This window comes from Gracilibacillus suaedae, assembly GCF_017599345.1.
In the GTDB taxonomy this organism is placed as follows: Bacteria; Bacillota; Bacilli; order Bacillales; family Amphibacillaceae; genus Gracilibacillus; species Gracilibacillus suaedae.
In genome coordinates, this window is record NZ_JAGFVL010000039.1 from 1 (window position 1) to 23,903 (window position 23,903).

Sequence of the window (23,903 nt, forward strand, 5' to 3'; positions counted from 1 at the left end):
TTTGTAAAGAAGATCGCTTTACAAAAGTGGATCTTCAGATCACGCTGATCCCACAGGAGTCGAAGTGGACGCCTACGCTAATTAATGCTCTACAACGAATGTACTCGCTGACATTCCAATTTTATTACACAGGTTAAGAAAGCTCGAGTCGTTAGCAGTCACAAACGTTGTAGAACAGTTTCATAGCGGAGGCCGTCCACTTCCACTCCTACGGGATGATTTTCGACTAAGATCCACTTTGGTAAGCGCTCTTTGCTTACCAAAGTTAGCTTAGGCGAAAATCCCGTGGAAAGGGAAGTGGACAGCCGCAGCGATGGTTTCCTGTACAAGCTATTTCAAAATGGCTACTCTGCTTACAAATGCGTTGATACCGCGGATTATATACTTTCCTATATTATGAAAAAAACAATCCATCAATCAATTCTTTTTGACTGATGGATTGTCTCTATTCTACCAATAAACAGATTACATTTTTAAACCAGTTTGATATAAAAAGTCTACATTTTTGTAGACAAAGCAAAAAATGCTCACCTCTAAGGCGAGCATCTATTTATTACTATTAACCTTTATTTTTATTATACACATCAAAACCAACGGCGATTAGTAATACTAAACCTTTAATAAATTGCTGCCAGTCAATACCGATACCGATTAGTGACATACCGTTGTTCATTACGCCCATTACAAGACCACCGACGATCGCACCGATTACAGTACCAACACCACCAGCCATGGATGCACCACCGATAAATACCGCTGCAATCGCATCGAGTTCGAGCATATCACCAGCTGCTGGAGTTGCTGAATTTAATCGAGCGGCAAACATTAAACCGGCTAAAGCAGCAAGCACACCATTGTTTACAAAAACCCAAAATACTACTCGTTTCGTTTTTATCCCGGATAAGTCTGCTGCCTTTTTGTTTCCACCAGTAGCATAGATATGACGCCCCATTACGGTGTTTTTCATAACAAAGGTGTAAAGCACAATAAGAGCAAGCACAATAACAAGTACTGTTGGTATCCCTTTATTTTGTGCTAATTGAAAAGCAAACCAATTAATCGCAAGTAATAATAACGCCAATTTTGTAATAGTTATCCATAAAGGGGCTACTTCAAAATTATAATGCAATTGTGTTCTTCTTTTATTAATTTCTAAGTAGACCAATACCAGCGATAAAATTACAGACAACACAATGGTAAAAATGTGTAGATTCGCTCCGCCAAATAAATCAGGAATAAATCCACTACTTATACTTTGAAACGAATCAGGAAACGGTGCTAAAGATTGCCCATCTAACAACCATAAAGTTAGACCTCTAAATACAAGCATTCCTGCCAAGGTTACGATAAAGGATGGTATCCCAACATATGAGATCCAAAAACCTTGCCATACACCAATTAAAGCACCCGCTATAATAGCAAGAATCACCGCTAACCAAACCGGAACATTCATATTAATAATAAGTACACCAGCAATAGCTCCAATAAATGCAACAACTGAACCTACTGATAAATCAATGTTACCAGTAATAATTACTAAAACCATCCCAACAGCTAAAACAAGAATAAAGCCATTTTGTAAAATTAGGTTAGTCAAGTTTAGTGGTGTAAAATTAACCCCGTCAGTTAAAAACCAAAAAAGTCCCGTGATCAATACAAGTGCAATAATCATTCCATACTCTCTAAGGTTATTTTTAAATAAATTAATTAACGTCTGCATTGCGAGTCCCCCCTGTTCCAGTCATATAACGCATGACATTTTCTTGATCTGCTTCGTCTCTATTCAATTCACCTGTCAAGCGCCCTTCATTCATTACATAAATTCTGTCTGATAGCCCTAGTACCTCTGGTAATTCCGAAGAAATAACGATGACCGCTAATCCTTGCTGAGCTAACTCGTTGATCTGAGTATAAATTTCAAATTTTGCCCCAACATCAATACCTCTTGTGGGTTCATCCAAAATTAGAATATCGGGTTCTGTAAAGATCCATTTACTAAGAACAACTTTCTGCTGGTTACCCCCACTTAAGTTACCTGCCAGTTGTTCAAGTGTTGGCGTCTTAATATTTAATCGCTCTCTTAAGGATTGTGATTCGATTACTTCTTTATTTTCATCGATCACACTTGATTTGGAGATTCTCTGTAAATTGGATAATGTAATATTACGTTTTATATCATCAATTAAATTCAAGCCATATGTCTTACGATCTTCTGAAACATATGCAATGCCCTTTTCGATCGCTTTACTTACTGTATTGACTTCAATTTGTTTTCCATCCTTATATAATTCACCACTGATTTTCTTACCATATGATTTCCCAAAAATACTCATAGCCAATTCTGTTCGGCCAGCCCCCATTAATCCGGCTATGCCCACAATTTCACCTTTTTTTACGTGAAAGCTGATGTTATCGATGATTTTACGATCCTGTTGTTGTGGATGATATACATTCCAGTTCTTCACTTCAAAAATAGTCTTACCGATAGTAGGCTGACGATTAGGGAACCTACTTGTTAACTCTCGACCTACCATCCCCTTGATGATTCTTTCTTCTGATATCTCTTCTTCCTTTGCATCTAAAGTTTCAATTGTTTTCCCATCGCGTAGTACTGTAATAGAATCAGATACATAGGATACTTCATTTAATTTGTGAGAGATTAATATCGAGGATACTCCTTGCTGTTTCAACTCCAATAGTAATTTCAGTAAGTTCTCACTATCTGTCTCGTTCAACGCTGCGGTAGGCTCATCTAGAATTAGCAGTTTCACATTTTTCGATAAAGCTTTAGCAATTTCCACTAATTGCTGCTTCCCTACACCGATATCCATTACAGGTGTTTCTGGAGAATCTTTTAGGCCCACACGTTCTAACAATTTCTTAGACTCTGAAAATGTATCTTGCCACTTCATAATCTTGTTAGATTGACGTTCATTACCAAGAAAAATATTTTCAGCAATAGAAAGGTATGGACTTAACGCTAATTCCTGATGGATTATAACAATCCCTAAATTCTCACTTTGCTTAATATTTTTAAATTCGCATTCCTGTCCTTTAAAATAAATTGATCCATCATAGGTTCCATATGGATAAACACCACTTAAAACTTTCATTAATGTTGATTTCCCTGCACCATTTTCTCCGACTAATGCATGTATTTCTCCCTGTTCCACTTGCAAATTAACATTATCTAAAGCTTTTACACCGGGAAAAGTTTTCGTAATTTCACGCATTTCCAGTATATAATCAGACATTAGCTCCACCACCTTTAATAGCTCTATAACATTGAATTAGTGGTGACCTCAGACCACCACTAATTCATTTCTTTATGATCTGGCTTATTCTAACTCGTCTTCAGAATAGTAGCCACTATCCATGACAACTTCCTGGTAGTTATCAATATCAACAGAAACAGGCTCTACAAGATACGTAGGAACGACTTTTTCGTTATTATCATAAGTTTCTGTGTCATTCACTTCTGCTTCTTCACCATTTAGAATAGCCTCTGTCATATCAACTGCCACAGCAGCTAAATCACGAGTATCTTTAAACACAGTTTGTGTCTGCTCACCAGCAATGATTGATTTAATAGAAGCTAATTCTGCATCTTGACCAGTAATAACTGGTAACGGAAGGTCATCAGAACCGTAACCTACACCTTTAAGTGCTTGAATAACACCACGGCTAATGCCATCATAAGGAGATAATACTGCATCTACTGTTTCATCTCCTGAATAAGAACTGCTAAGAATATTCTCCATACGGGATTTCGCAGTATTTCCATCCCAACGCATTGTTGCTGCTTGTTCAAATTCTGTTTGTTCACTTTGAATAACTAATTTACCTTCATCAATATACGGTTGAAGCACACTCATTGCACCATCCCAGAAGAAGTAAGCATTATTATCATCTGGGGAACCACCGAATAATTCAATATTGAATGGTCCTTCTTCGTTTTCCAAATCAAGTGCTTCTTCGATGTATGAGGCTTGCAATACACCTACTTGAAAGTTATCAAATGTTGCATAGTATGTTACGTGTGGCGATTCCATAATCAAACGGTCATATGACACCACTTGAATACCTTGGTCATTAGCCTTTTCTAATACATTCGTAAGTGCTGTACCATCGATTGATGCAATAACAAGTGCTTCTGCACCTTTTACGATCATATTTTCAATTTGTTCGATTTGTTTGTCTACATCGTCTTCTGCATATTGTAAATCTGTTTCATAACCTAGCGCTTCCAATTGTTCTACCATGTTATTCCCATCATCAACCCAACGCTGAGAAGATTTTGTCGGCATTGCTACACCGATTAAACCACCATCTGCAGACTCGCCACCATCATCTGAATTTCCACCTGAAGTATCATCGCTACCACAGGCAGCTAAAAATAAAATAAGACTCAAGAAAATTGCTAAGAAACTAAACTTCTTCATAATTGTAACCCCTTTCAATTTTGTGTTTTTTATCTTGCCTGATTATAAATGTATCACAAACCACATTGTAAGCCTTTACATAAATTTAATCAGTTTTTATAAAAATTTAATGTGAAAGCCATATTAGTTCTAGTTCTTCTTAATTTGGAACTCTTCTTGCAACTTTGGGGCTCTTCTTGCAACTTTGGGGCTCTTCTTGCAACTTTGGGGCTCTTCTTGCAACTTTGGGGCTCTTCTTGCAACTTTGGGGCTCTTCTTGCAACTTTGGGGCTCTTCTTGCAACTTTGGGGCTAATGGCTGCACTCAAAGTAGTACTTTGAGGCAGCCATTAGCCACCCCTTACAATTGATGTTTGTACTGTTTCGGTGTCACACCAATCGATTTTCTAAATGCTGTGCTGAAATAGTGTTGTGAATCATACCCTACTAGTTCGGCAACTTCCCGGACGCTGAGATCTGTTGTTCTCAATAAATCTTTTGCTGTTTGCAAACGCATTTGCGTTACAAATTTCACGTAAGATACCCCTAGGTCTTGTTTAATCATTTTACTAAGGTAAACGGTTGAAACATGCAGTGATTCTGCGATACTCTCTAGCGTTAAGTGTGAATCACGATAGTGTTTGCGAATATATTGTATCGATTGTTTAACTAGTGGGGAAAGTTGCATATATTTATTTAATTCTTGCTTAACTTCAGAATATTTAGCAGGAATGCTTGAAAATTCCACTTCTATTTGTTTAGCATAGACATGTTGCGCAAGTTCCTCTTTTATAAATTCTTCTAGATGTAACGTCAAATCTGCTGGAGTTTGTTCCCAAATGAGAATAGAAATCCAATGAGTGCCTTCTAAAAATATGGCATGCACATACTTTTTCATGTCCTCTCCCAGTAACTGTTGTATCGCTTCTAATTGTTGCTTCCGCTCCTGCTCACTAAAAAAATGATGCTCAGCTTCGCCATCAAGCCATTTCATAACAATCAACGATTGGGGTTCCGTTTGGGGGAGTTCTAAAAATTTCAATTGATTTTTCACTTCCTCTTCCCCTACGACTTCCGTCATCCAATCTAGAAAGAAGCGATTTCTTAACTGCTTATGATTCCTTTTTACTTGGGAAGAAGCTTGTTGCAAATAGTTTTCTTCTTGCTTTTTCTGATCTAACTGTTGCCTTACCGCTTCAAGAATATTAGCTAATTGATTAGGGTTTACCGGTTTTAATAAATAATCCTCTACTTGAAGGCGAATCGCTTCTTGAGCATATTGAAAATCATCATATCCAGAAATCACTACCATACGACAATCATGTAATTGATCTTTAATTTTCTTCATTGCCGTAATGCCATTCATGATTGGCATATTCAAATCGATTAATAACACATCAACCTCATGTCGGATAGCTAAGTTAACTGCCTCTTCTCCATCTTCAGCTTCTGCTACAACTTCCATATTAAAATCACCCCAATCAACGGAAGACATGATTCCATCACGGATGATAAATTCATCATCCGCTATTAACACTTTCCAATATTCCATCTTGATCACTCCTCCCTCTCCTCAACACTGTTATTCATAATTGGCAATAAGATCGTAATAGTTGTTCCGGCATCTTCTTGACTTTCTATTGTCAGGCCATAATTAGGTCCGTGTGTTAATTGAATTCTTGCTTGCACATTCAGCATGCCGTATCCTTTTTTATTCCTTGTTTCTTCTGGATTTTCAGTTTGGGTTATCGATTCAGCCAACGCTTCTCTCAGATCGCTCAATTGTTTTGGGCTCATTCCTTTTCCATCATCACTAATCTTAATAAGTAAATTTTCATCCGAAGAATTGGCTTCAATATTGATATGTCCCGCTCCTCGTCGTTCTTTAATTCCGTGATAGATTGCATTTTCAATAATTGGTTGCAGAATAAATTTTAATATTGCTTTATTTTTGATAGACTCTTCTACTTTAATATCATAATTTAACTTTTCACGGTATCTGGTTTTTTGTATTTTTAAATAGCTTTCGATATGATCGATTTCTTCAGCCAATGTAATGATATCTCGCCCCTTACTCAAACCGATTCGAAATAGCTTAGCTAGTGATTCTACTACTTCTGCCACATCATCTGCCTTTTGTTTTCTTGCCATCCATTGAATCGTATCCAGTGTGTTATAGAGAAAATGCGGATTGATATTCGCTTGTAAACTACGAAACTCTGCATCTCGTTTTTGCCTTTCCTGTCTTTCTGTCAGATGCATTAAACTATTAAGCTTCGTTAGCATCGTATTAAAACTTTTGCCTAATAGCCCAATCTCATCAAACCTTTTCTCCTTGTATCTCACCTTTAAATCTCCGTCTTCTGCTTTCTTCATAAAAGATACTAGCTGAACAATCGGTTTCGAGATCGAATGTGACAGAAAATAAGATACCGGAATACCAAAAAACATAATGATAAAAATAAACATCACTAAGTAAAAATTTATTTCACGCAAGCCAAAAATGGTTTCCTCTGTCGGAAACACCCCAACTGTGACCCAATTAGCAAAAGGAGAGCGCTGATAAATAAATTGAATCTTCTCCCCTTTGATCGTTTTAGAGAAATCTCCTGATTGCTGTTCACTAACCCAATTAAAAGGTATTTGACTCACAATTGGTTGGTTAGGCTGGTAAATATTTTGACCTTTATCATCAATCACCATTAAATATCCGCTTTTCCCTAACGTAATATCTTTTACTGTTTCTGCAATGGCTCTTCGTTTTAAGTCTATTAATACTACACCATGAACTTGTTCAGTAAATGGATCTATTACTGCTCTTACAACAGTTATCACATCATCATTCGTATAATCTACGATAGAATTCAACCTTCTGCCATCTGGTCGACCAATAATCTTAAAGATACCATTATTGTTAACAGCTTCTTGATACCAAGATGTTTCCGTTAAATCTATGGTAGATGGAGTATATAATTCATTACTAACATATTCACCTTGATTGTTTATCACCATTATTCCTGCTACCTCTGATGATACAGTTGTAAAATTTCGCAAGTACCGTTGTATATCATATTTATTATCAGATAAATCCGTATCTTCACCTTGACCTAGAAATTGTCCGACATCTTCGTTATTCGCAATCATATAGGTATAGCTTTGTAGATTACTAATGTAAAACTCGAAAGATTCGTTTACTTTACCAATTAGTTGCATTGTATTGTCATTAACTTGTTCTTCCATTACACGCTCAACCGTCCAACTAATTAACAAAGCTAAACAGAAAATTGGCAATATACTAATTAATAAAAAGTGTGATATTAGTTTATACCGAATTGGAATATTATTAATTTGTATCCAGCGCTTCACTGAGCATCCATCCATTCTTTAATCAGCAGGATAGTAATCACTTACATTTTCTTTTGTTACAACTGTTATACCTGTATCAACATAACGTGGCAGATTCGTTTCTCCATTTAAATCACCTGCTAAACCATGTTGAAGGTGAAAGAGAAACTGCAGGGACCAATAGCCCATTTCCCATGTACCTTGCGCCAGCGTTGCTGAAATTACGCCTTCTTCAATCATATCTAGTGTACCCTTGTCTGTATCAAAACTTATAATTTCGAGGTCACCTTTTCTTTGTTGGTCTAATACTGCTTTACCTACGCCAACACCACCATTAGCCTCTGAAGCAAAAATGCCTTTAATATCCGGATGTTCTCTCATTAATTCTTCTGAAACTTCTTTAGAAATCATTTGGTCCCCTCGACCATTTTTCACTTCAACCACTGTCATCTCTGGGTATTCATTCTTAATTGTCTCTCGAAAACCTTGTGTCCGTTCTAAATGATTTAGTTGATTGGGGTGTGTCACGACACCAACTTCACCAGATTTGTTTAATAACTCTGCCATTTTGTGTGCCGCTGTAACACCAGCATAATGGTTATCCGTCCCTAAAAAAGCATAGGCCTGACTATCTGGTGCATCGGCATCAAACATGACAACAGGAATTCCGGAATCTACTGCTTGGTTAATGACAGGGTTTAATGCTTCAGGATCCATCGTCGAAATGGCTATTCCTGAAGGATTTTTGGCAATGACTTGTTCTAGCACCGTAATTTCTTCATTCACATCATATTGTGTTGCACCACGATATTCTACAGACACATTGAGAGCCTCTGCCGCATCCTCAAACCCCTTTAGCGGCCGCTTCCAGTAATCAATCCCTGCTTGGAATGTTACCATCACATATGTTTCATCAATCGTGCCCCTCAATTCATGTTCAGACCAATCGTTATTCGTTGTTTCACTTGTTTGATACTGATATACATACAAAACAAATAGTCCAATTAAGACTATATAAACAAACAGTAATTTTTTCACTTTTGTAACCCCTTTCAATATAAAGCATAGGGTATCTGCTAAAGGATCTAAACAGATGATTTTTTTCCTATATCGATTGTACTAAAATTGTAAAGGATTAAAATCTATTCTTCAATAACAATTTTATACATTAATGAGGCTAGGACAAAAGATAGGAAAAATCCGAACATGAATGTCTGAATACACATACCGCTTCGGCAAAATACTTCGCTTTCCGTAGGCACGGCCCTAGCTAACAGTGTGAAGAAGAACACTTCACACTGTGGATCTCCAGCTCGCCTGCTCGTCATGAGGAGTCTACGTATTTTGCCTAAGCTTAGTTTAGATCCAAGATGTTCCCCAATCGGATCTCCCCGGGCAAAAAAATTGATTTACTTTTGTTCTATCAGTTGTGTCGTTTGCTTGGTTTTCTTCATAATCGTACTCCGTTTTTTCTTTTATCATATCTTGAGCAGGCAGCGATTGCAAATTCACCTTTTATAGAATCATTGGGCACTATCACCCTTATCGCTATCTTCATAAAAAAGAGCTTGGATCGAAATCCAAACCCTTCTACACCTTTTATCCACGTACTAATTTATTCCGCATATTGTTAGACCAAATTTCTACGATCAGAATTAATATGACAAGCCCGATTAATATCGAACCAACCTCATTCCACCTGTACGAATTCATCGCAAAGATTAACGGTGCACCGATACCACCTGCACCAACAAGTCCAAGAATCGATGCTTCCCGCAAATTCATATCAAATCGGTAAATCCCAATAGATAAAAACATTGCCGTTAGCTGCGGAATGATACCAAATCTGATTTTCTCAAATGTCGTACAACCTATCGATGTCATGGATTCAAAAATGCTCGTATCCAAGTCTTCTATTGCATCAACAAAAAGCTTTGCAAGCATACCAATTGAAACAATAGCAATCGTCAATACTCCGGCAAATGGGCCTGGACCTGTTACCCGAATAAGCATTAAACCATATACCAATGATGGAATCGTACGAATAACAATCAGCAATAACCTCGTTATCCATGATATAGGCTTCGGAACAACATTAGATGCAGACAAAAAGGCAAGCGGAATAGCTAAGAGTACCCCAATAATCGTTCCCAAAAAGGCAATTGCAATTGTTTCCAGTAATAAATACATGACACCTTGTGTTGTGAAATTCAACAACAAGTCCAAATCTGGTGTAACTATTCCTAGAAGGATATTTTTAGCGATTGTCCATCCACTATTTCCCATACTTTCAAAATCAATCACAAAAACAGAGCCAATTATTAATCCTATTAATATAGCAGAGATGATATAGATATAAACATTGCTCCGTGGTTTAGCATATAATTGTTTTTCGATAGCATTCATCTTAAGTCAAGCCCTTCATATCAACTTTTTCCTGAAATACTCACTAACTGTCTCGATCAAAAATACCGTAATGGCTAGCATGAGTAATACCATCCCAACGCTTGCATAATCTCGCCAGCCTAATCCTTCGTTTAAGAGCAAACCGATTCCGCCGGCACCAACATAACCTAAGATTGCTGCATAACGTACATTTCCCTCGAAACAAAACAAGGAAGTAGATAAGTAGTTTGGTAGAACTTGCGGAAATATCGCATAACGAAAAGCTTGCACTCTCGTCATCCCGATTGACTCCATTGCCTCAAAAGCATCCAAACTGGCATTTTCAATTTGCTCATATAATAATTTACCTACATACGCCAATGTAAATAAAAAGATCGCTACCGTACCAGCTAACGTCCCTAACCCAAATATAAAAGTCGCAATCAGTGCTGAAACTAATGTTGGCATTGTCCGTAATATGCTCAAAAATAGCCTCGCAACCATTACCACTACCTTGTTCTTTATCATATTCGTAGCAGCTAGATAAGCAACAGGTATCGAAACAAGGGAACCGAGAGTAGAACCAAGTATGGACATCATAATCGTGTCCAGTAATGGTTGCCATATACTCGGGAAGTAATCCCATTTAGGAGGAATCATGTCATTAATAATAACGAAAAACTCATGCCCCCTTTTTACTAATACATTAAAATCAAAATTAGTAAACCTGATAGATAAAAAAGTTCCCAGCAGAACAATGATGAAAAGAAGAGGTGTCCGGGATCTTTTTTCCAAAACCGTCTTACCATTTGGTAATACTATTTTTTCGGGCGGGAAAATTTTATCAAACATAGACACCTTCCTCATCCATCTCTTGCTTCACTTCCTCTGCTTTACCTTTATAAATATAATCTAATACTTCTTCTGTCACGTCATGAGCAGGTCCATCGTAAACAATTTGTCCTTCTCTTACACCGATAATGCGATCCGCATACTCCAGCGCTACCTCTACATGGTGAATATTCAGAATCACGGTCATGTCCATATCTTGATTAATACGCTGAAAGTCATCCATTACTTGCTTAGATGTGACTGGGTCTAATGAAGCAATAGGTTCATCAGCAAGGAGGATATCTGGATTTTGAGCTAACGTCCTTGCCAATGCAACACGTTGCTGCTGACCACCAGATAACTGATCAACACGAACATATGCCTTATCTAAAATGCCAACTTGATCTAAGGCAGTCAACGCTTTTAATTTATGCCTTTTACTAAATAATCCTGTCATTTTTCGCCAAAAAGGTAGTTGCGGTACAAAAGAAACTAATACATTTTTAATAACTGTAGTACGTGTGATTAAATTAAAAGATTGAAAGATCATCCCAATCCGTTTACGGAAATTGCGAATTTCTTTCCCTTTTATTTTCCCAACATCGGTACCATCTACAATAAGAGATCCATGCGTAATATCATGCATTCGATTAATACATCGGATAAGCGTTGATTTACCTGCTCCTGATAAACCGATAACCGCCACAAATTCTCCTTTTTCGATCTTCAAGTTAATATTTTGTAATGCTTTCACTTTGTTTGGGTATACTTTATCTACGTTCGTAAATTCAATCATTCTATCGCCTTCCTTGTGAAAAATGAGAACATCAAAAAATGATGTCCTCATTTGTCCTTCAATATTTTCATAATAAGCAGAACATTTTTTAGTCTAAAGACTGGACCATTTCTTGCGCTTCACGTTCATTGTCATAGTCAGAATCTTGTGCTTCTTGATAACCTTCATGATTGTAAATTGAAATAACTTCTTGCCCTTCTTCTGTTTCTGCAATATTCAGAAATGCTTCTTGAATAGCAGCTTTTAAGTCATCATCCATTTTTTCAGAGTTTTTACTTACACTGATTGTGTCATTGTAAATACCAGGGGTTACGCCAATTACATTTGTATCATCCCAGATGGTTCCTTCTCTTTCAAAATCAGACTGCCATGCTTCCTCATTATCTCGTCTAGCATCTGCATATGTTACCATGACATCAATTTGTTCCTCCGCCATTTGTGCAAACGCACTACCATATGAATCTACTTGTACTTTATTTGGCAGATCTGCAATCGTTAGATCAAAATTTTCATTCAACCATAATGATGGATAAATATAGCCAGCTGGAGATGATGACGACATTACTGCCCAGTTAGCACTTTCCATATCTTCCGCTGTAAGCTCTTCACCATTGTTTACTTTATTTGCTAGTTCCTGTCCTTTTTCAGAAGGTCCAGCAATCATTAAAGCACGGTAGTAAGTTACTTGCTCTTCACTCGGTTCTGTAGGTTTATTTTCGTTCCAGTCAATTGCTTTATCTGAATCAATGCTTAAGCCTGCTCGAGTTGCTGTTAAAATAACTTCTGCACCATCATCATACAGTACATATGTACCACCAGGAATAAGCCCAATATCTGTTGTACCTGCAGATAGTGCTTCACCTACTGCTTCATAATTAGTACCAACATCAATAGCAACTTCACCGATATCATAACCCAAATTTTCCATTTCTTCTGTCAATAAACCTTTCAAAGGTTCTGTAGCTGTTATAATTTCATCTGGTTCACGTGAAGGTACAAAACTAATAGACAATGAATCAATCGACTGTATTTCTTCTCCCTCTGTTGCGTCGTTATCTGATCCTGTATTATTTTCTGTTTCGCTTGCATTCGCTTCGTTTGTTGTATCTTCTTCGCTATTATCACCACACGCTACTAAAATAGCAACTAACGCTATTACTAATAAACACCATAGCTTTTTCAACATAATTCCCCTCTCTAATATTTAGAAAAATTCGAGCTATCTATAATGGTAAAAAATAAACATTAATATGGTATTAATTTCTTGTAAAAAAATGTATAGTTATTGTAAATTCAGAATAATAGCTGCTAACTCAACATAAGCTAGCAGCTATTAGTTATTGCACTATTCATCCATTATAGTAAAATCATCTACGTTAATACGTTCCCCAGATGTTCCACCGACAACAATTCGGAATCTAACCGTATTTGGTTCATTTACTTGAATCGTCTTAGATGCAAGTGCGCTTCCACTACTATAGGGACCAGCGACACTTGTCCAAGTTTCTCCTCCATTTGTAGACTTCTCTAAGCTCCAATTTGCTCCACTGTCATTACCAAAATTGGCATGCTCCACCTTCACACTCGCTGCTCCATTCACATCAAAGTTCATCGAAATGGTTCCATTAGCACGAATGCGACTAGCTTGTGTACCGTTTTTCTTATCAGAGGATAAAGATCCTAACAATGCATTATCAAAATACCATGAACCGGATGCTAATGTTACATCATCTGCTGCATATGCTGCTTTACTGCCATTGTCAAAGCTTTCTATGACTCCATCCACTGGTTCACTTGGTTCATCACTATCCACATATCCATAGGAACCCTCTTTAAAAGTTGAACGATCCCACCACTTATAATCACTTGCTGGCTCACTCCAAGGCTCTGACTCTGGTTCGGTTGAGTTTATTGGGTTTTCCATACTTAATAAAGAGGTTTCCTCATCTAAGTCTATACCTGCTAACTGATCAAATGATGAATAGTCTTCTTGCTCAGCTAACCAATTAATTAAATTAACAAGTAAAACATGATTATCTTGATCATAGAAGCCATCATATGTTCTTTTCGTACCACCTGTTTCTTCTCTTTTATATTTTGGAGTAATATCTTCGACTGGTGAAGAATCACCTATCACTGCTACTTTTCCTAAGTTGTATTTACTTATCGCTACATATGGTCCTTCATCCACTCCACCGCCATTATATACACCTTGATCTACCGAATGAGACCACGCCTCATTTGTTTCCTCTATATATACAATCCCTTTGGCTTTATCTGGATCCGTAATAGCAATTGTCGATCCAGCATGCATTGTAATCGTATTAACATTATCCGTAATGTTAAATGACTGAGAAGGTGGAACGATAACATCTGAATAAACATTACCTAATGCATTGTAACGTATTCGCATACCAAAATGATCACTTAACCAATCAGAACTTGAAACGTCTTGCATATAAAAAGAATCCTCTTCCTCCTGACTCATGCCTAATGTAGGGTCTGACCATGCACCACGTCGATATCCATTAAACACCTCCGAAGAATCCCATCTATTCTTATTACGATCTGCATTATAATGATCTGCAATGAAAAAAATACTTCCACCTTGATCCACATAATCTACCATAGCCTCTTGTTCTTGTTCAGAGAAAGGAATATTTGCTTCTGGTATGACAAACACATCATAAGCTTCTAAATCACTTAAAGTAAATCTTCCTTCTTTCCGCAACTCTTGGACATAGTATCCTTCTTCCGCAATTGCTTCAGCAAAATCAGAAAACGCCCCATCAATTACCCAATCTGCTGCACCTGCAGTCTGTGCATGTGTGTTATCAAACAATACAGATAAACCATTTGCCGAACCACTACTAGGAGTTATTTCCGGAGCAGGATCTAATGGTCCTTCAGCATCAAGTGTTGGGGTAAAAGCTACAAAAAGACACATCAATGCGACAAACAAGTAAGTCCATTTTTTCAACACTGTTATCCCTCCTATTTTTTACCGTCACTTCACAAACGAAACCCATCTATTACTTTCCATTTAAATCTATCAGACAAATATTGTGATAATATAAGGACAGTGTTAATATTTGGTTAATTATAAATAAATGATGGATTTTCACGAGATCGAATAGTATAGCACTTTTAGAATATAAACATTTATAGAAAATGTTTGTATACTTGTTTAGCTAATGTAAGAATGTACCTTTTCCTTACGAAGTACGAATAAAAAAAAAGCCCAGTAAAAACCGGACTCAACAATAAAAATAGTTACAAGCAAACCATTTAACCTTCATATTCTTTCTCAATATGTTTCGTACTTCTTACCGTATCAATGTGGCGAACCATACCTTCGATTTCTTCCCGTTTATCTTCTAAAAATGGTGGTAAAGATAGTTTTTCCCCTAAGGTTTCGTAAGGTTCATCCCCAATAAATCCCGGACCGTCTGTCGCTAATTCAAATAAAATTTGTGGTGCCACTCTTGTATATAAAGATTTAAAGAAAAAGCGATCGACATATCCTGAAGTTTGGAAACCAAAGCGGCGATAATGCTCATCCCATTGGTGTAGTGTTTCGAGATCATCAATCCGAAATGCTGCATGATGTACAGTTCCATACCCTTGGCGTGCCATAGGTAAAACAACATTCTCTTCCACAATAACCTGTGCACCATTTCCTCCCTCGCCAACTTCAAATAAGTGGTACGAACCATCTTTATCGACTTCCGTAAACAACAATACTTTTTCCATAACTTGCTTGAAATATTTATAATCCTGAATACGAACAAAAATGGGACCTAATCCAGTGATCGCATACTCTAATGGAATAGGACCATCTTGCCATGGTGTACCAGATGTAACCCCTTCATTATTTTCATCTGAAATTAACTGATATTGCTGATCATCAAAATCAACAAAATTAATTACTTTTTTACCAAATTGCTCTTTTATGCCACCATGTTTTACCTCTAGCTTATCAAATCGTTTAACCCAGTATTCAAGGGCAGCATCTGAAGGAACGCGAAAGGCAGTACGAAAAATTTCATTTGTACCATGAGAACCTTTTGGGATACCAGGAAAGTCAAAGAAAGTCATATCTGTTCCCGGACTACCTTTATCATCTGCGAAAAACAAGTGATATGTTTGGATATCATCCTGATTAACAGTTTTCTTGACTAATCTCATACCTAATACATACGTAAAAAATTTATAATTCTCTTCTGCACTGCTTGTAATAGCTGTTACGTGATGAATACCCTTCAAGCTGTTCATATTATCATCTCCTATAATTAGGGATTATTATTTCGAATTCGAGATAAATATAACAGAATGGATATGAAAAATCAATTTAAAAACTCGCAAGTCTTATTAACATTTTTTTATCCTTAGTATATTTAATATTTTTTATTCATCAGAAACGGCTAATATAGTTGTTCAAATAAAATTTTTCCTGGATACAGAGAGGTAGATGTCCTCCCCTTCAGTAAAACCTGAATCATACAAAATTTTCAGCTTGCGAACTCGGATAATAAACAAATCTGCTTGGGCTGTATCAGGATTTGTTGATTATACCATGTTAATCAACAAATCTCCCTTTACAGACCTTGCATTTTGTTCTTTATACCTTGTTAATCAACAAATCTCACTCGACAGACCTTGGATTTGTTCTTTATCCCTTGTTAATCAACAAATCCGTCTCTTTTTTATCTTGATTTGATTAATTTATCGATAAAAGCTATTTCTCCATTAATTGCTTTTTAAAAAGGTGATGGCATCATTGCCATCACCTTTTCCACCAATCATCAAACACTGTAACAGGTTCTTCCCGTTTATGACGTGTTTTCAGGAACCAGTTTTCAATTGTTTCTGCATCTTTATCTGACACTTGATTTCCTTCTAAATAGTCATCAATTGCATCGTACGTCACACCTAAAGCTTCTTCATCCGGTAATTGCGGGCGGTCTGTTTCTAAATCTGCAGTAGGCGTTTTCTCATATAGACGCTCTGGACAACCGAGCATTTTAAGGATTGCTTTTCCTTGGCGCTTATTTAAGCGATATAATGGTAAAATATCTGCTGCTCCATCACCATATTTCGTAAAGAAACCAGTTACCGCTTCTGCAGCATGATCTGTACCAACTACTACACCATTACATGCAGCCGCAATATCATATTGCACCTTCATTCGTTCACGGGCTTTCGTATTTCCTTTGACAAACTCGCTAATATCGCCAATCTCCTTCTCAACTGCTGCTTCACTGGCATCAACAGCCGCCTTAATATTCACTCGGACCGTTCGACTCGGCTTAATAAAATCAAGGGCAACGAGACAGTCATCTTCATCAGCTTGCTCTCCGTATGGTAGACGGACTGCGATAAATGTATATTTTTCTTCACCTAGCTCTTCATTCAATTCATTAATTGCTGTTTGACAGATGTATCCTGTTAAAGTTGAGTCTTGACCACCAGAGATCCCTAATACTGTACTTTTCAGAAAAGAATGTTTCGTTAAATATGCTTTGACAAAGTCGACACTACGGCGAAATTCTTCTTGTGGATCGATCTCCGACTGCACCTTTAAAGTTTCAATAATTTCTTTTTGTAAAGAACGCATATATATGTCCCCTTTCCGTTATTCAACCTTCTGCTTTACTTTTGCCTTAATATCGCGAATCAAGTTCATTTTATTCTCCCAGCATGCTTCACTTAAATCAACTGGATACTCTTCCGGTTTCATTGTTCGTTTGTACTCTTCCCATAAAAGTTTCATATTGCTAGCTGTGTAATTCTGGATCTCTTCTAAGGGTGGGCTTTGATATTTAATGTTGCCATCTACGACAACATCCTCATGTAGATCCACAGCTGTAAAATTAGTTACAAACTTACTAATATAGGTATGCACTGGATGGAACATTTTCAACCGCTCTTCTGCTTGTGGATTCTCATCCTCTAATGCGATATAGTCTCCTTCTGAGTGACGATTTTCATTATTAATGATCCGGTAGACCTTCTTACTTCCTGGTGTTGTAACTTTTTCCGGGTTAGCAGAGATCTTAATCGTATCAATCATTTCACCATCTTCTTCAATAGCTACTAATTTATACACACCACCTAACGCCGCCTGATCATAAGCCGTAATTAACTTCGTACCAATGCCATAAATATCGATTTGTGCTCCCTGTGCCTGCAGGTTTAATATCGTATACTCATCTAAATCGTTAGATGCAATAATTTGAGCATCAGGAAAACCTGCATCATCTAACATTTTTCTCGCTTTCTTTGATAAATAGGCCATATCTCCACTATCTAAACGGATACCCTGGAAATTTATTTTATTACTAAATTCTTTTGCAACACGAATGGCATTCGGGACGCCAGACCGTAACGTATCATAGGTATCAACTAGAAAGACACAGTTTTTATGTGTGCTGGCATATTTTTTGAAAGCGATATAATCATCGCGATAAGCCTGCACCATCGAATGAGCATGAGTTCCGGCGATTGGTATCCCAAAAAGCTTTCCAGCTCGCACATTACTTGTAGCAGAAAAACCACCGATATACGCTGCTCTTGTTCCCCAAATGGCTGCATCCATCTCATGTGCACGTCTTGTTCCAAATTCCATTACGGTACTATTGCCAACCACATGTTTAATCCGGGCAGCTTTTGTTGCTATCAATGTTTGGTAATTCACAATATTAAGTAAAGGGGTTTCTATTAATTGCGCCTCTGCTAAAGGGGCTTCAATTCGCATTAAAGGTTCATTCGCAAAGACAATCTCCCCTTCTTTCATTGATCGAATCGTACCCGAAAACTTCATATTTCGTAAATAATCGAGGAAATCCTCTTCATATCCACCAATTTCTTTTAAGTAGGTTAAATCACTTTCAGTAAAACCAAAATTCTCAATAAAATCTAATACACGATCTAATCCCGCAAAAACCGCATAGCCATTATCAAAAGGAAGCTTGCGAAAATACAATTCAAATACGGCCTTTTGATTTGCCTTACCATCACGCCAGTAGGTTTCTGCCATATTGACTTGATACAAATCCGTGTGCAGCATCAAGCTATCGTCTTCATAAGTCATTGTTGTTCTCCTCCAAATTCTGTTACTTTCGCTCCAAAAGTATGTTCAGTCTTTCACTCTTATATCCAATAGTTGTCATCATTTTCTTTACCTATAGTTTAACCCTTCCATACACTTATGTAAAAAAGAATACTTATGAAAGAACCTATTTAACTGTTAATTATAACAAAACGATGAACAGTTGTCAGAAGAATTTTACAATGCTGATCAATTTGATAAGATAGAGAAAATGAGTACATAGGAGGGGTTGGATGACAAAGAAAGTAGTCCTAGCAGGTGGCACAGGTTTTATTGGCCAGTATTTCCAACAAAAGTTCGAAACACTCGGGTATCAAGTAATCTTAATCGCAAGGAAAGCGCCTGCCATTAAATGGAATGATCATGAAAGAATGGTTGATGCTTTAGAAAATGCTGAAATACTCGTTAATTTAGCAGGAAAATCCGTGAATTGCCGTTATCATGAACAGAACAAAAAAGAGATTCTTCAATCTCGAACAGGTACTACGAAATTGTTAGGTGATGCCGTAACAGTTTGTGAAAATCCCCCTAAACTTTGGATCAATGCTAGTACGGCTACGATTTATCGGCATGCAGAGGATCGACCGATGACAGAAACAGATGGTGAAATTGGAACAGGCTTCTCTGTTGATGTTGCAACGAAATGGGAAAATACGTTCTTCCATTGCAACACACCAAAAACGCGGCAGGTAGCATTAAGAATCGCTATTGTATTAGGCCCTGATGGCGGTGTTATTACGCCTTATAAAAACCTAGTAAAATTTGGCCTGGGTGGGATTCAAGGAAATGGTAAACAAATGTTCAGTTGGATTCACGTCGAAGATCTATTTCAAATTATTGTATTTTTGAACAAGCATGAAGAATTAGAAGGCGTATTTAATTGCTCATCTCCTAATCCGATTCCAAACCATCACTTAATGAGAACATTACGAAAGCAGTTGAACCGACCTGTTGGTTTACCAGCACCAGCTCCTTTGTTAGAATTAGGAGCGGTCTTTCTACGAACAGAAACGGAATTAATTTTGAAAAGTAGATGGGTTATACCGAAAAGATTATTAGATGCCGGCTACACCTTCCGTTTTCCAACAATTGAACAAACAATAAAACATATCATTTAAAGATGATTTGATAAACATCAGTACTGTTAGTATGTTTTTTGCTGATAATCCGCTATACTAGAAATAGTTGTTTTAGTTTCACTAGCCCCCAATTGAGGAGAAGTCTCACTTTAAAAAAGGTAGGAATCGTGCATGTCGGATCATAATGAAAATATTACGAGAATTGAATTAGACGGAAAAGAATACATATTAATTGGAACTGCTCACGTATCAAAGCAAAGTGCAGAGCAGGTTAAACAAGTGATTGAACAGGAACAGCCTGATTCCATCTGTGTCGAGTTGGATAAACAGCGTTATCAATCAATAGTCAAAGGCAGTAGCTGGCGTGATATGGATATATTCCAAGTAATAAAAGAAAAAAAAGCTACCTTATTACTGATGAATCTAGCTATATCCTCTTTCCAGAAACGGATGGCGAAACAATTTGGCATTAATCCAGGACAAGAAATGATTCAAGGAATTGAATCAGCAGATGAAATAGGTGCAGAATTAGTATTAGCAGATCGAAATATTCAAATCACCTTCGCGCGCATTTGGCGAAGTATTGGTCTGAAGGGGAAAATGATGCTTTTGACACAAGTATTAGCTGGCGTTTTTTCTAAAGAATCAATCTCGGAAGAAGAGCTGGAAAAAATGAAAACACAAGACTCGATTGATAGTGTATTGCGCGAGTTTTCGGAAGCTTTTCCCCGTCTCAAAAAACCATTAATTGACGAACGAGACCAATATTTAGCACAGAAAATAAAAAAGGCACCTGGGGAGAAAATTGTGGCAGTTTTAGGTGCTGCCCATGTTCCTGGAATTACAAAGGAAATTCAAAAAAACCATGACCTAAAAAAATTAACGCAATTACCACCAAAGTCGAATGTACCGAAGATTATTGGATGGTCTATTCCCTTAATTATTATTGCGTTAATCGCTTATACCTTTTGGTCCAACCCTGTAGCAGGTTGGCAGCAAATAGTCAGTTGGTTAATTTGGAACGGAGGGTTTTCCGCATTAGGTGTAACCTTGGCGTTAGGTCATCCTTTATCGATTTTAACCGCATTAATAGCTGCGCCGATTACATCACTTAATCCACTAATAGCTGCCGGTTGGTTTGCTGGTTTTGTACAAGCACTAGTGAAAAAACCTCATGTATCCGACTTTGAAGCTTTAGCAGATGATGTTCACACAGTAAAAGGCTTTTGGAACAATAAAGTTACTAGAATACTGCTGATTATTGTTTTCGCTAACCTTGGCAGTACACTAGGCACCATTATTGCAGGAACAGATATTGTTCGATTATTTATTAGTAATTTATAGGTAAAAAGGACTTTTCTTTGCGAAAAGTCCAATTTTTTTCATTATAACTAGAACGTGTGTTCGATTTTGTGGTATACTATAGACAACCCTCTACATAGAAAGGGGGTGTGGAATATGGAAGTGGTGCTAACCATTATTGGATTAGCTGTTGGTATCGTGGTTGCTTGTATCAATTTAGTAACGGCGATCATGAATTTTAAAAGACATAAGAAAAAGGATCACCGCTCTGCCAAGCGACGATCCGATTAAAAGCCACACGAGTGTGAGGATTATTCCTCGCACTCACTCCATATTCTACTTTCATTATACAAGAAATATGTATGATATGTAAACGAATATTATTCATCGTTTCCTGTCTTTTGTAATGTGGCACGATATTCTTTATGACGGTCTTTATATTTTTGCGAAGTTTGTCATATATGCAATAAATCAGTAACAAAATGTCATAAAATTCGTGTTCCCCAAAATTGTCAACAGCATATTTCAATTATATTTTTCTATTTTCACTATTTTTTTCCTGATACCTTTTTAATAAAACGGCTTGATAAACAAATTCCATTATTGTTTGTAGTAATTGGTAAAATAATCCACGATTATTACAAAAATCCTATGCTATGATGTAGTCGTACAAAAAAGAACAAGGAGTGGATCACTTTATGATAAAGAAACTATCAATGTCGCTTCTATTAATTGGGGCGATAGTAATGACCGCAGGCTTTTCATCTAATACAACACTATCTGCTAAGCAACATGTGCAAAGTAATAGTTTTCAGTATGTTTCAGCAGAGAAATTCTCTGAATCTACTATACAAGAGCTAATAGATAAATGCTTCGGTAATGCCAGTGTTGAAGTAGAGAAACAGCCAGAACAGAACGAGAATGAAAAAGAAGCAGAACAACCAGAAAAAGAGCAAACACCTGTTGAAGAGCAACCGGAAGAAGCACAACCAGAAAATAATAACGAAAATGAAGCACCAGTAGAAGTACCGGTTGAGGAAGAAACACAACAAGAAACACCTGCTAAAGAAGATAATGCCCAAGAAAATACAGAAGAGCAAGAACAAACAACTGAGAATAATCAGAACGCTGATATTAGCGAATTTGAACAAGAAGTTGTTGCATTAACAAATGAAGAGCGTCAAAAACAAGGATTGCCGGCATTGGAAATCGATGCAGAGTTAAGCAAAGTGGCTAAACAAAAATCAGAGGACATGGCTACAAATGGTTACTTCAGCCATAACAGTCCGACTTACGGATCTCCTTTTGATATGATCCAACAAGCGGGTATCGATTACCGCACTGCTGGTGAGAATATTGCTAAGGGTCAACAAACACCAGAAGAAGTAGTAAATGCTTGGATGAATAGTGAAGGTCACAGAGCAAACATCTTAAATGAAAACTTTACTCATATCGGAGTTGGATATGTAGAACAAGGGAATCATTGGACACAACAATTTATTGGTAAATAAATAGCGGGAGTCTAATCCCGGATGAATATCATTAAACACCTAGAGATTTTGTATATCTCTAGGTGTTTTTTTAGGCTTTCCTCTTAAAAAAGCTCCCTAACAGATAGAAGCAAATACCGATTAAAATGAGCCAGTATACCTCGATCGTTATGGACGGTCCGAAAGACGGCATAAAGTAGAACAATGCTAGAAAAGTACCGAATGGCAAAGCGCCAAAGACTATGCCGGTAAACAATAGCTCAAAGATTTTTGATACATCCTTAAAACAAGTCCAACTAATATATCGAATAAAGGCATAAACAAGAATAAACGCAATCCCCAATGATAATAGCGTATTAATAGATATGGTTCCCACATAATATGTTTGACTAGATTCTAGTAGACCAAATCCATAATGAAAAATGACACTAACTAAACCATTTAGAAATGTTGCAACACCTAAAAAGTAAAATACTCCCATAAAAAACAGCATTATCAACTTCTTTGATATCATTTGTGGTAATTCACCAACGATTTCATTGGCATACTGTTTCGGGTCATCGCCAAACAACTCAGAAGCATCTCTTCCTTCCTGTTGTAAAATTAATAAGTGATCCAGTAATTCCATTAATACTTCTTCTGTTTCTGTCTCCGACTTGTTATAGGACAAACGAACATACATCAACATATCTTCATATATTTTCTTATTTTCTTTGTTCAGTAGCTTTCTCTTCTCGTTATTCTCTGCAATTAAGCTTTGCATTTAGATTTCCTCCTTACCTCTTAATAATTGATCAACTGGTTTCTTTACATTTTCCCAATTCTCCCGAAAAGTCAGTAAAGATTCCTGTCCTGCATCTGTTAATCTGTAATACTTTCGATTCGGTCCACTTGGTGATTTTCTCAATTCACCTTGAATTAATTTTTCTTTTTGCAACCGTAATAAAATGGGGTAAATCGAACCTTCACTAACATCTAAACCTTGATTTTGCAACTTCACCGCCAGTTCATATCCGTATACTGTTTCTCTAGCAATAATTGCTAAAATACACCCTTCTAGTATCCCTTTCAGTAATTGACTTCTGATTGCCATCCGATCACCTACCTTGTATTGCAAGTTACTTAATCAAATAAAGAACAAGAA

Annotated in this window: 20 protein-coding genes; 4 read left to right on the forward strand and 16 right to left on the reverse strand. The window is 37.0% G+C overall.

The genetic code is table 11. The features are described from left to right. Positions 1 to 559: 559 nt before the first annotated feature. The 14 genes from mmsB to J5J03_RS10960 all read right to left on the reverse strand — a co-directional run bounded on the left by mmsB (position 560) and on the right by J5J03_RS10960 (position 18,870). On the reverse strand, positions 560 to 1,720 hold the full coding sequence (gene mmsB / locus J5J03_RS10895) for a multiple monosaccharide ABC transporter permease (RefSeq protein WP_208589501.1): 1,161 nt from the start codon (positions 1,718 to 1,720) through the stop codon (positions 560 to 562). Further along, on the reverse strand, positions 1,704 to 3,254 hold the full coding sequence (mmsA, locus tag J5J03_RS10900) for a multiple monosaccharide ABC transporter ATP-binding protein (protein ID WP_208589503.1): 1,551 nt from the start codon (positions 3,252 to 3,254) through the stop codon (positions 1,704 to 1,706). The genes mmsB and mmsA overlap by 17 nt, the downstream gene beginning before the upstream one ends. Before the next feature lie 84 nt (positions 3,255 to 3,338). Then, positions 3,339 to 4,442 (reverse strand): multiple monosaccharide ABC transporter substrate-binding protein, encoded by a 1,104-nt coding sequence (gene chvE, locus J5J03_RS10905; RefSeq protein WP_208589504.1) that lies wholly within the window; start codon positions 4,440 to 4,442, stop codon positions 3,339 to 3,341. A gap of 339 nt (positions 4,443 to 4,781) precedes the next feature. Beyond that, on the reverse strand, positions 4,782 to 5,972 hold the full coding sequence (locus tag J5J03_RS10910; protein WP_231710700.1) for a response regulator: 1,191 nt from the start codon (positions 5,970 to 5,972) through the stop codon (positions 4,782 to 4,784). 5 nt (positions 5,973 to 5,977) lie between these two features. Then, positions 5,978 to 7,786: a cache domain-containing sensor histidine kinase gene (locus J5J03_RS10915; RefSeq protein ID WP_208589506.1), complete on the reverse strand. Its 1,809-nt coding sequence runs from the start codon at positions 7,784 to 7,786 to the stop codon at positions 5,978 to 5,980. A gap of 18 nt (positions 7,787 to 7,804) precedes the next feature. Continuing rightward, complete coding sequence (locus J5J03_RS10920) at positions 7,805 to 8,803, reverse strand: substrate-binding domain-containing protein (RefSeq protein ID WP_208589507.1); 999 nt, start codon at positions 8,801 to 8,803, stop codon at positions 7,805 to 7,807. Between the two features lie 561 nt (positions 8,804 to 9,364). Continuing rightward, positions 9,365 to 10,171, reverse strand: coding sequence for a phosphonate ABC transporter, permease protein PhnE (gene phnE, locus J5J03_RS10925; RefSeq protein WP_208589508.1), 807 nt, complete (start codon positions 10,169 to 10,171; stop codon positions 9,365 to 9,367). Positions 10,172 to 10,186: 15 nt separating this feature from the next. Beyond that, on the reverse strand, positions 10,187 to 11,002 hold the full coding sequence (phnE, locus tag J5J03_RS10930) for a phosphonate ABC transporter, permease protein PhnE (protein ID WP_208589509.1): 816 nt from the start codon (positions 11,000 to 11,002) through the stop codon (positions 10,187 to 10,189). Further along, entirely contained in the window at positions 10,995 to 11,777 is a 783-nt protein-coding gene (phnC, locus tag J5J03_RS10935; RefSeq protein ID WP_208589511.1) for a phosphonate ABC transporter ATP-binding protein, read from the reverse strand. Before phnC ends, phnE (J5J03_RS10930) begins: the two co-directional genes overlap by 8 nt. A gap of 88 nt (positions 11,778 to 11,865) precedes the next feature. Then, positions 11,866 to 12,963 (reverse strand): phosphate/phosphite/phosphonate ABC transporter substrate-binding protein, encoded by a 1,098-nt coding sequence (locus J5J03_RS10940; RefSeq protein WP_208589513.1) that lies wholly within the window; start codon positions 12,961 to 12,963, stop codon positions 11,866 to 11,868. A 159-nt stretch (positions 12,964 to 13,122) separates the two neighbouring features. Then, a complete protein-coding gene (locus J5J03_RS10945) occupies positions 13,123 to 14,724 on the reverse strand; it encodes an Ig domain protein group 2 domain protein (protein ID WP_331460483.1) in 1,602 nt (533 codons plus the stop codon). Positions 14,725 to 15,065: 341 nt separating this feature from the next. Further along, complete coding sequence (locus J5J03_RS10950; RefSeq protein ID WP_208589515.1) at positions 15,066 to 16,052, reverse strand: ring-cleaving dioxygenase; 987 nt, start codon at positions 16,050 to 16,052, stop codon at positions 15,066 to 15,068. Between the two features lie 511 nt (positions 16,053 to 16,563). Further along, complete coding sequence (gene nadE, locus J5J03_RS10955) at positions 16,564 to 17,394, reverse strand: ammonia-dependent NAD(+) synthetase (RefSeq protein WP_208589519.1); 831 nt, start codon at positions 17,392 to 17,394, stop codon at positions 16,564 to 16,566. 18 nt (positions 17,395 to 17,412) lie between these two features. Beyond that, positions 17,413 to 18,870: a nicotinate phosphoribosyltransferase gene (locus J5J03_RS10960; RefSeq protein WP_208589520.1), complete on the reverse strand. Its 1,458-nt coding sequence runs from the start codon at positions 18,868 to 18,870 to the stop codon at positions 17,413 to 17,415. A 251-nt stretch (positions 18,871 to 19,121) separates the two neighbouring features. Here J5J03_RS10960 and J5J03_RS10965 point away from each other — a divergent pair, with 251 nt between their 5' ends. From J5J03_RS10965 to J5J03_RS10975, 4 genes are all read left to right on the forward strand, one after another. Continuing rightward, positions 19,122 to 20,006, forward strand: coding sequence for a TIGR01777 family oxidoreductase (locus tag J5J03_RS10965; RefSeq protein ID WP_208589521.1), 885 nt, complete (start codon positions 19,122 to 19,124; stop codon positions 20,004 to 20,006). Between the two features lie 132 nt (positions 20,007 to 20,138). Continuing rightward, positions 20,139 to 21,311 carry a TraB/GumN family protein gene (locus J5J03_RS10970; protein WP_208589522.1) on the forward strand — a complete coding sequence of 391 codons (1,173 nt, stop codon included), beginning with the start codon at positions 20,139 to 20,141 and terminating at the stop codon, positions 21,309 to 21,311. 114 nt (positions 21,312 to 21,425) lie between these two features. Further along, positions 21,426 to 21,560: a hypothetical protein gene (locus J5J03_RS22165; protein WP_269435815.1), complete on the forward strand. Its 135-nt coding sequence runs from the start codon at positions 21,426 to 21,428 to the stop codon at positions 21,558 to 21,560. Between the two features lie 407 nt (positions 21,561 to 21,967). Further along, positions 21,968 to 22,780 carry a CAP domain-containing protein gene (locus J5J03_RS10975; protein WP_208589523.1) on the forward strand — a complete coding sequence of 271 codons (813 nt, stop codon included), beginning with the start codon at positions 21,968 to 21,970 and terminating at the stop codon, positions 22,778 to 22,780. 70 nt (positions 22,781 to 22,850) lie between these two features. On the opposite strand, the gene J5J03_RS10980 is transcribed toward J5J03_RS10975, so the two are convergent. Then, the gene (locus J5J03_RS10980; protein WP_208589525.1) at positions 22,851 to 23,522 is read right to left on the reverse strand and encodes a DUF1129 family protein; all 672 of its coding nucleotides are present in this window, start codon (positions 23,520 to 23,522) and stop codon (positions 22,851 to 22,853) included. After that, positions 23,523 to 23,852 (reverse strand): PadR family transcriptional regulator, encoded by a 330-nt coding sequence (locus tag J5J03_RS10985; protein ID WP_208589527.1) that lies wholly within the window; start codon positions 23,850 to 23,852, stop codon positions 23,523 to 23,525. Positions 23,853 to 23,903 lie beyond the last annotated feature (51 nt).

Excerpts from the sequence above, each read along its gene's own strand:
- mmsB (WP_208589501.1), bottom strand. The coding sequence starts at position 1,720 with ATGCAGACGTTAATTAATTTATTTAAAAATAACCTTAGAGAGTATGGA.
- mmsA (WP_208589503.1), bottom strand. The coding sequence starts at position 3,254 with ATGTCTGATTATATACTGGAAATGCGTGAAATTACGAAAACTTTTCCC.
- chvE (WP_208589504.1), bottom strand. The coding sequence starts at position 4,442 with ATGAAGAAGTTTAGTTTCTTAGCAATTTTCTTGAGTCTTATTTTATTT.
- J5J03_RS10910 (WP_231710700.1), bottom strand. The coding sequence starts at position 5,972 with ATGGAATATTGGAAAGTGTTAATAGCGGATGATGAATTTATCATCCGT.
- phnE (WP_208589508.1), bottom strand. The coding sequence starts at position 10,171 with ATGAATGCTATCGAAAAACAATTATATGCTAAACCACGGAGCAATGTT.
- phnE (WP_208589509.1), bottom strand. The coding sequence starts at position 11,002 with ATGTTTGATAAAATTTTCCCGCCCGAAAAAATAGTATTACCAAATGGT.
- phnC (WP_208589511.1), bottom strand. The coding sequence starts at position 11,777 with ATGATTGAATTTACGAACGTAGATAAAGTATACCCAAACAAAGTGAAA.
- J5J03_RS10940 (WP_208589513.1), bottom strand. The coding sequence starts at position 12,963 with ATGTTGAAAAAGCTATGGTGTTTATTAGTAATAGCGTTAGTTGCTATT.
- J5J03_RS10945 (WP_331460483.1), bottom strand. The coding sequence starts at position 14,724 with ATGTGTCTTTTTGTAGCTTTTACCCCAACACTTGATGCTGAAGGACCA.
- J5J03_RS10950 (WP_208589515.1), bottom strand. The coding sequence starts at position 16,052 with ATGAACAGCTTGAAGGGTATTCATCACGTAACAGCTATTACAAGCAGT.
- nadE (WP_208589519.1), bottom strand. The coding sequence starts at position 17,394 with ATGCGTTCTTTACAAAAAGAAATTATTGAAACTTTAAAGGTGCAGTCG.
- J5J03_RS10960 (WP_208589520.1), bottom strand. The coding sequence starts at position 18,870 with ATGACTTATGAAGACGATAGCTTGATGCTGCACACGGATTTGTATCAA.
- J5J03_RS10965 (WP_208589521.1), top strand. The coding sequence starts at position 19,122 with ATGACAAAGAAAGTAGTCCTAGCAGGTGGCACAGGTTTTATTGGCCAG.
- J5J03_RS10970 (WP_208589522.1), top strand. The coding sequence starts at position 20,139 with ATGTCGGATCATAATGAAAATATTACGAGAATTGAATTAGACGGAAAA.
- J5J03_RS22165 (WP_269435815.1), top strand. The coding sequence starts at position 21,426 with ATGGAAGTGGTGCTAACCATTATTGGATTAGCTGTTGGTATCGTGGTT.
- J5J03_RS10975 (WP_208589523.1), top strand. The coding sequence starts at position 21,968 with ATGATAAAGAAACTATCAATGTCGCTTCTATTAATTGGGGCGATAGTA.
- J5J03_RS10980 (WP_208589525.1), bottom strand. The coding sequence starts at position 23,522 with ATGCAAAGCTTAATTGCAGAGAATAACGAGAAGAGAAAGCTACTGAAC.
- J5J03_RS10985 (WP_208589527.1), bottom strand. The coding sequence starts at position 23,852 with ATGGCAATCAGAAGTCAATTACTGAAAGGGATACTAGAAGGGTGTATT.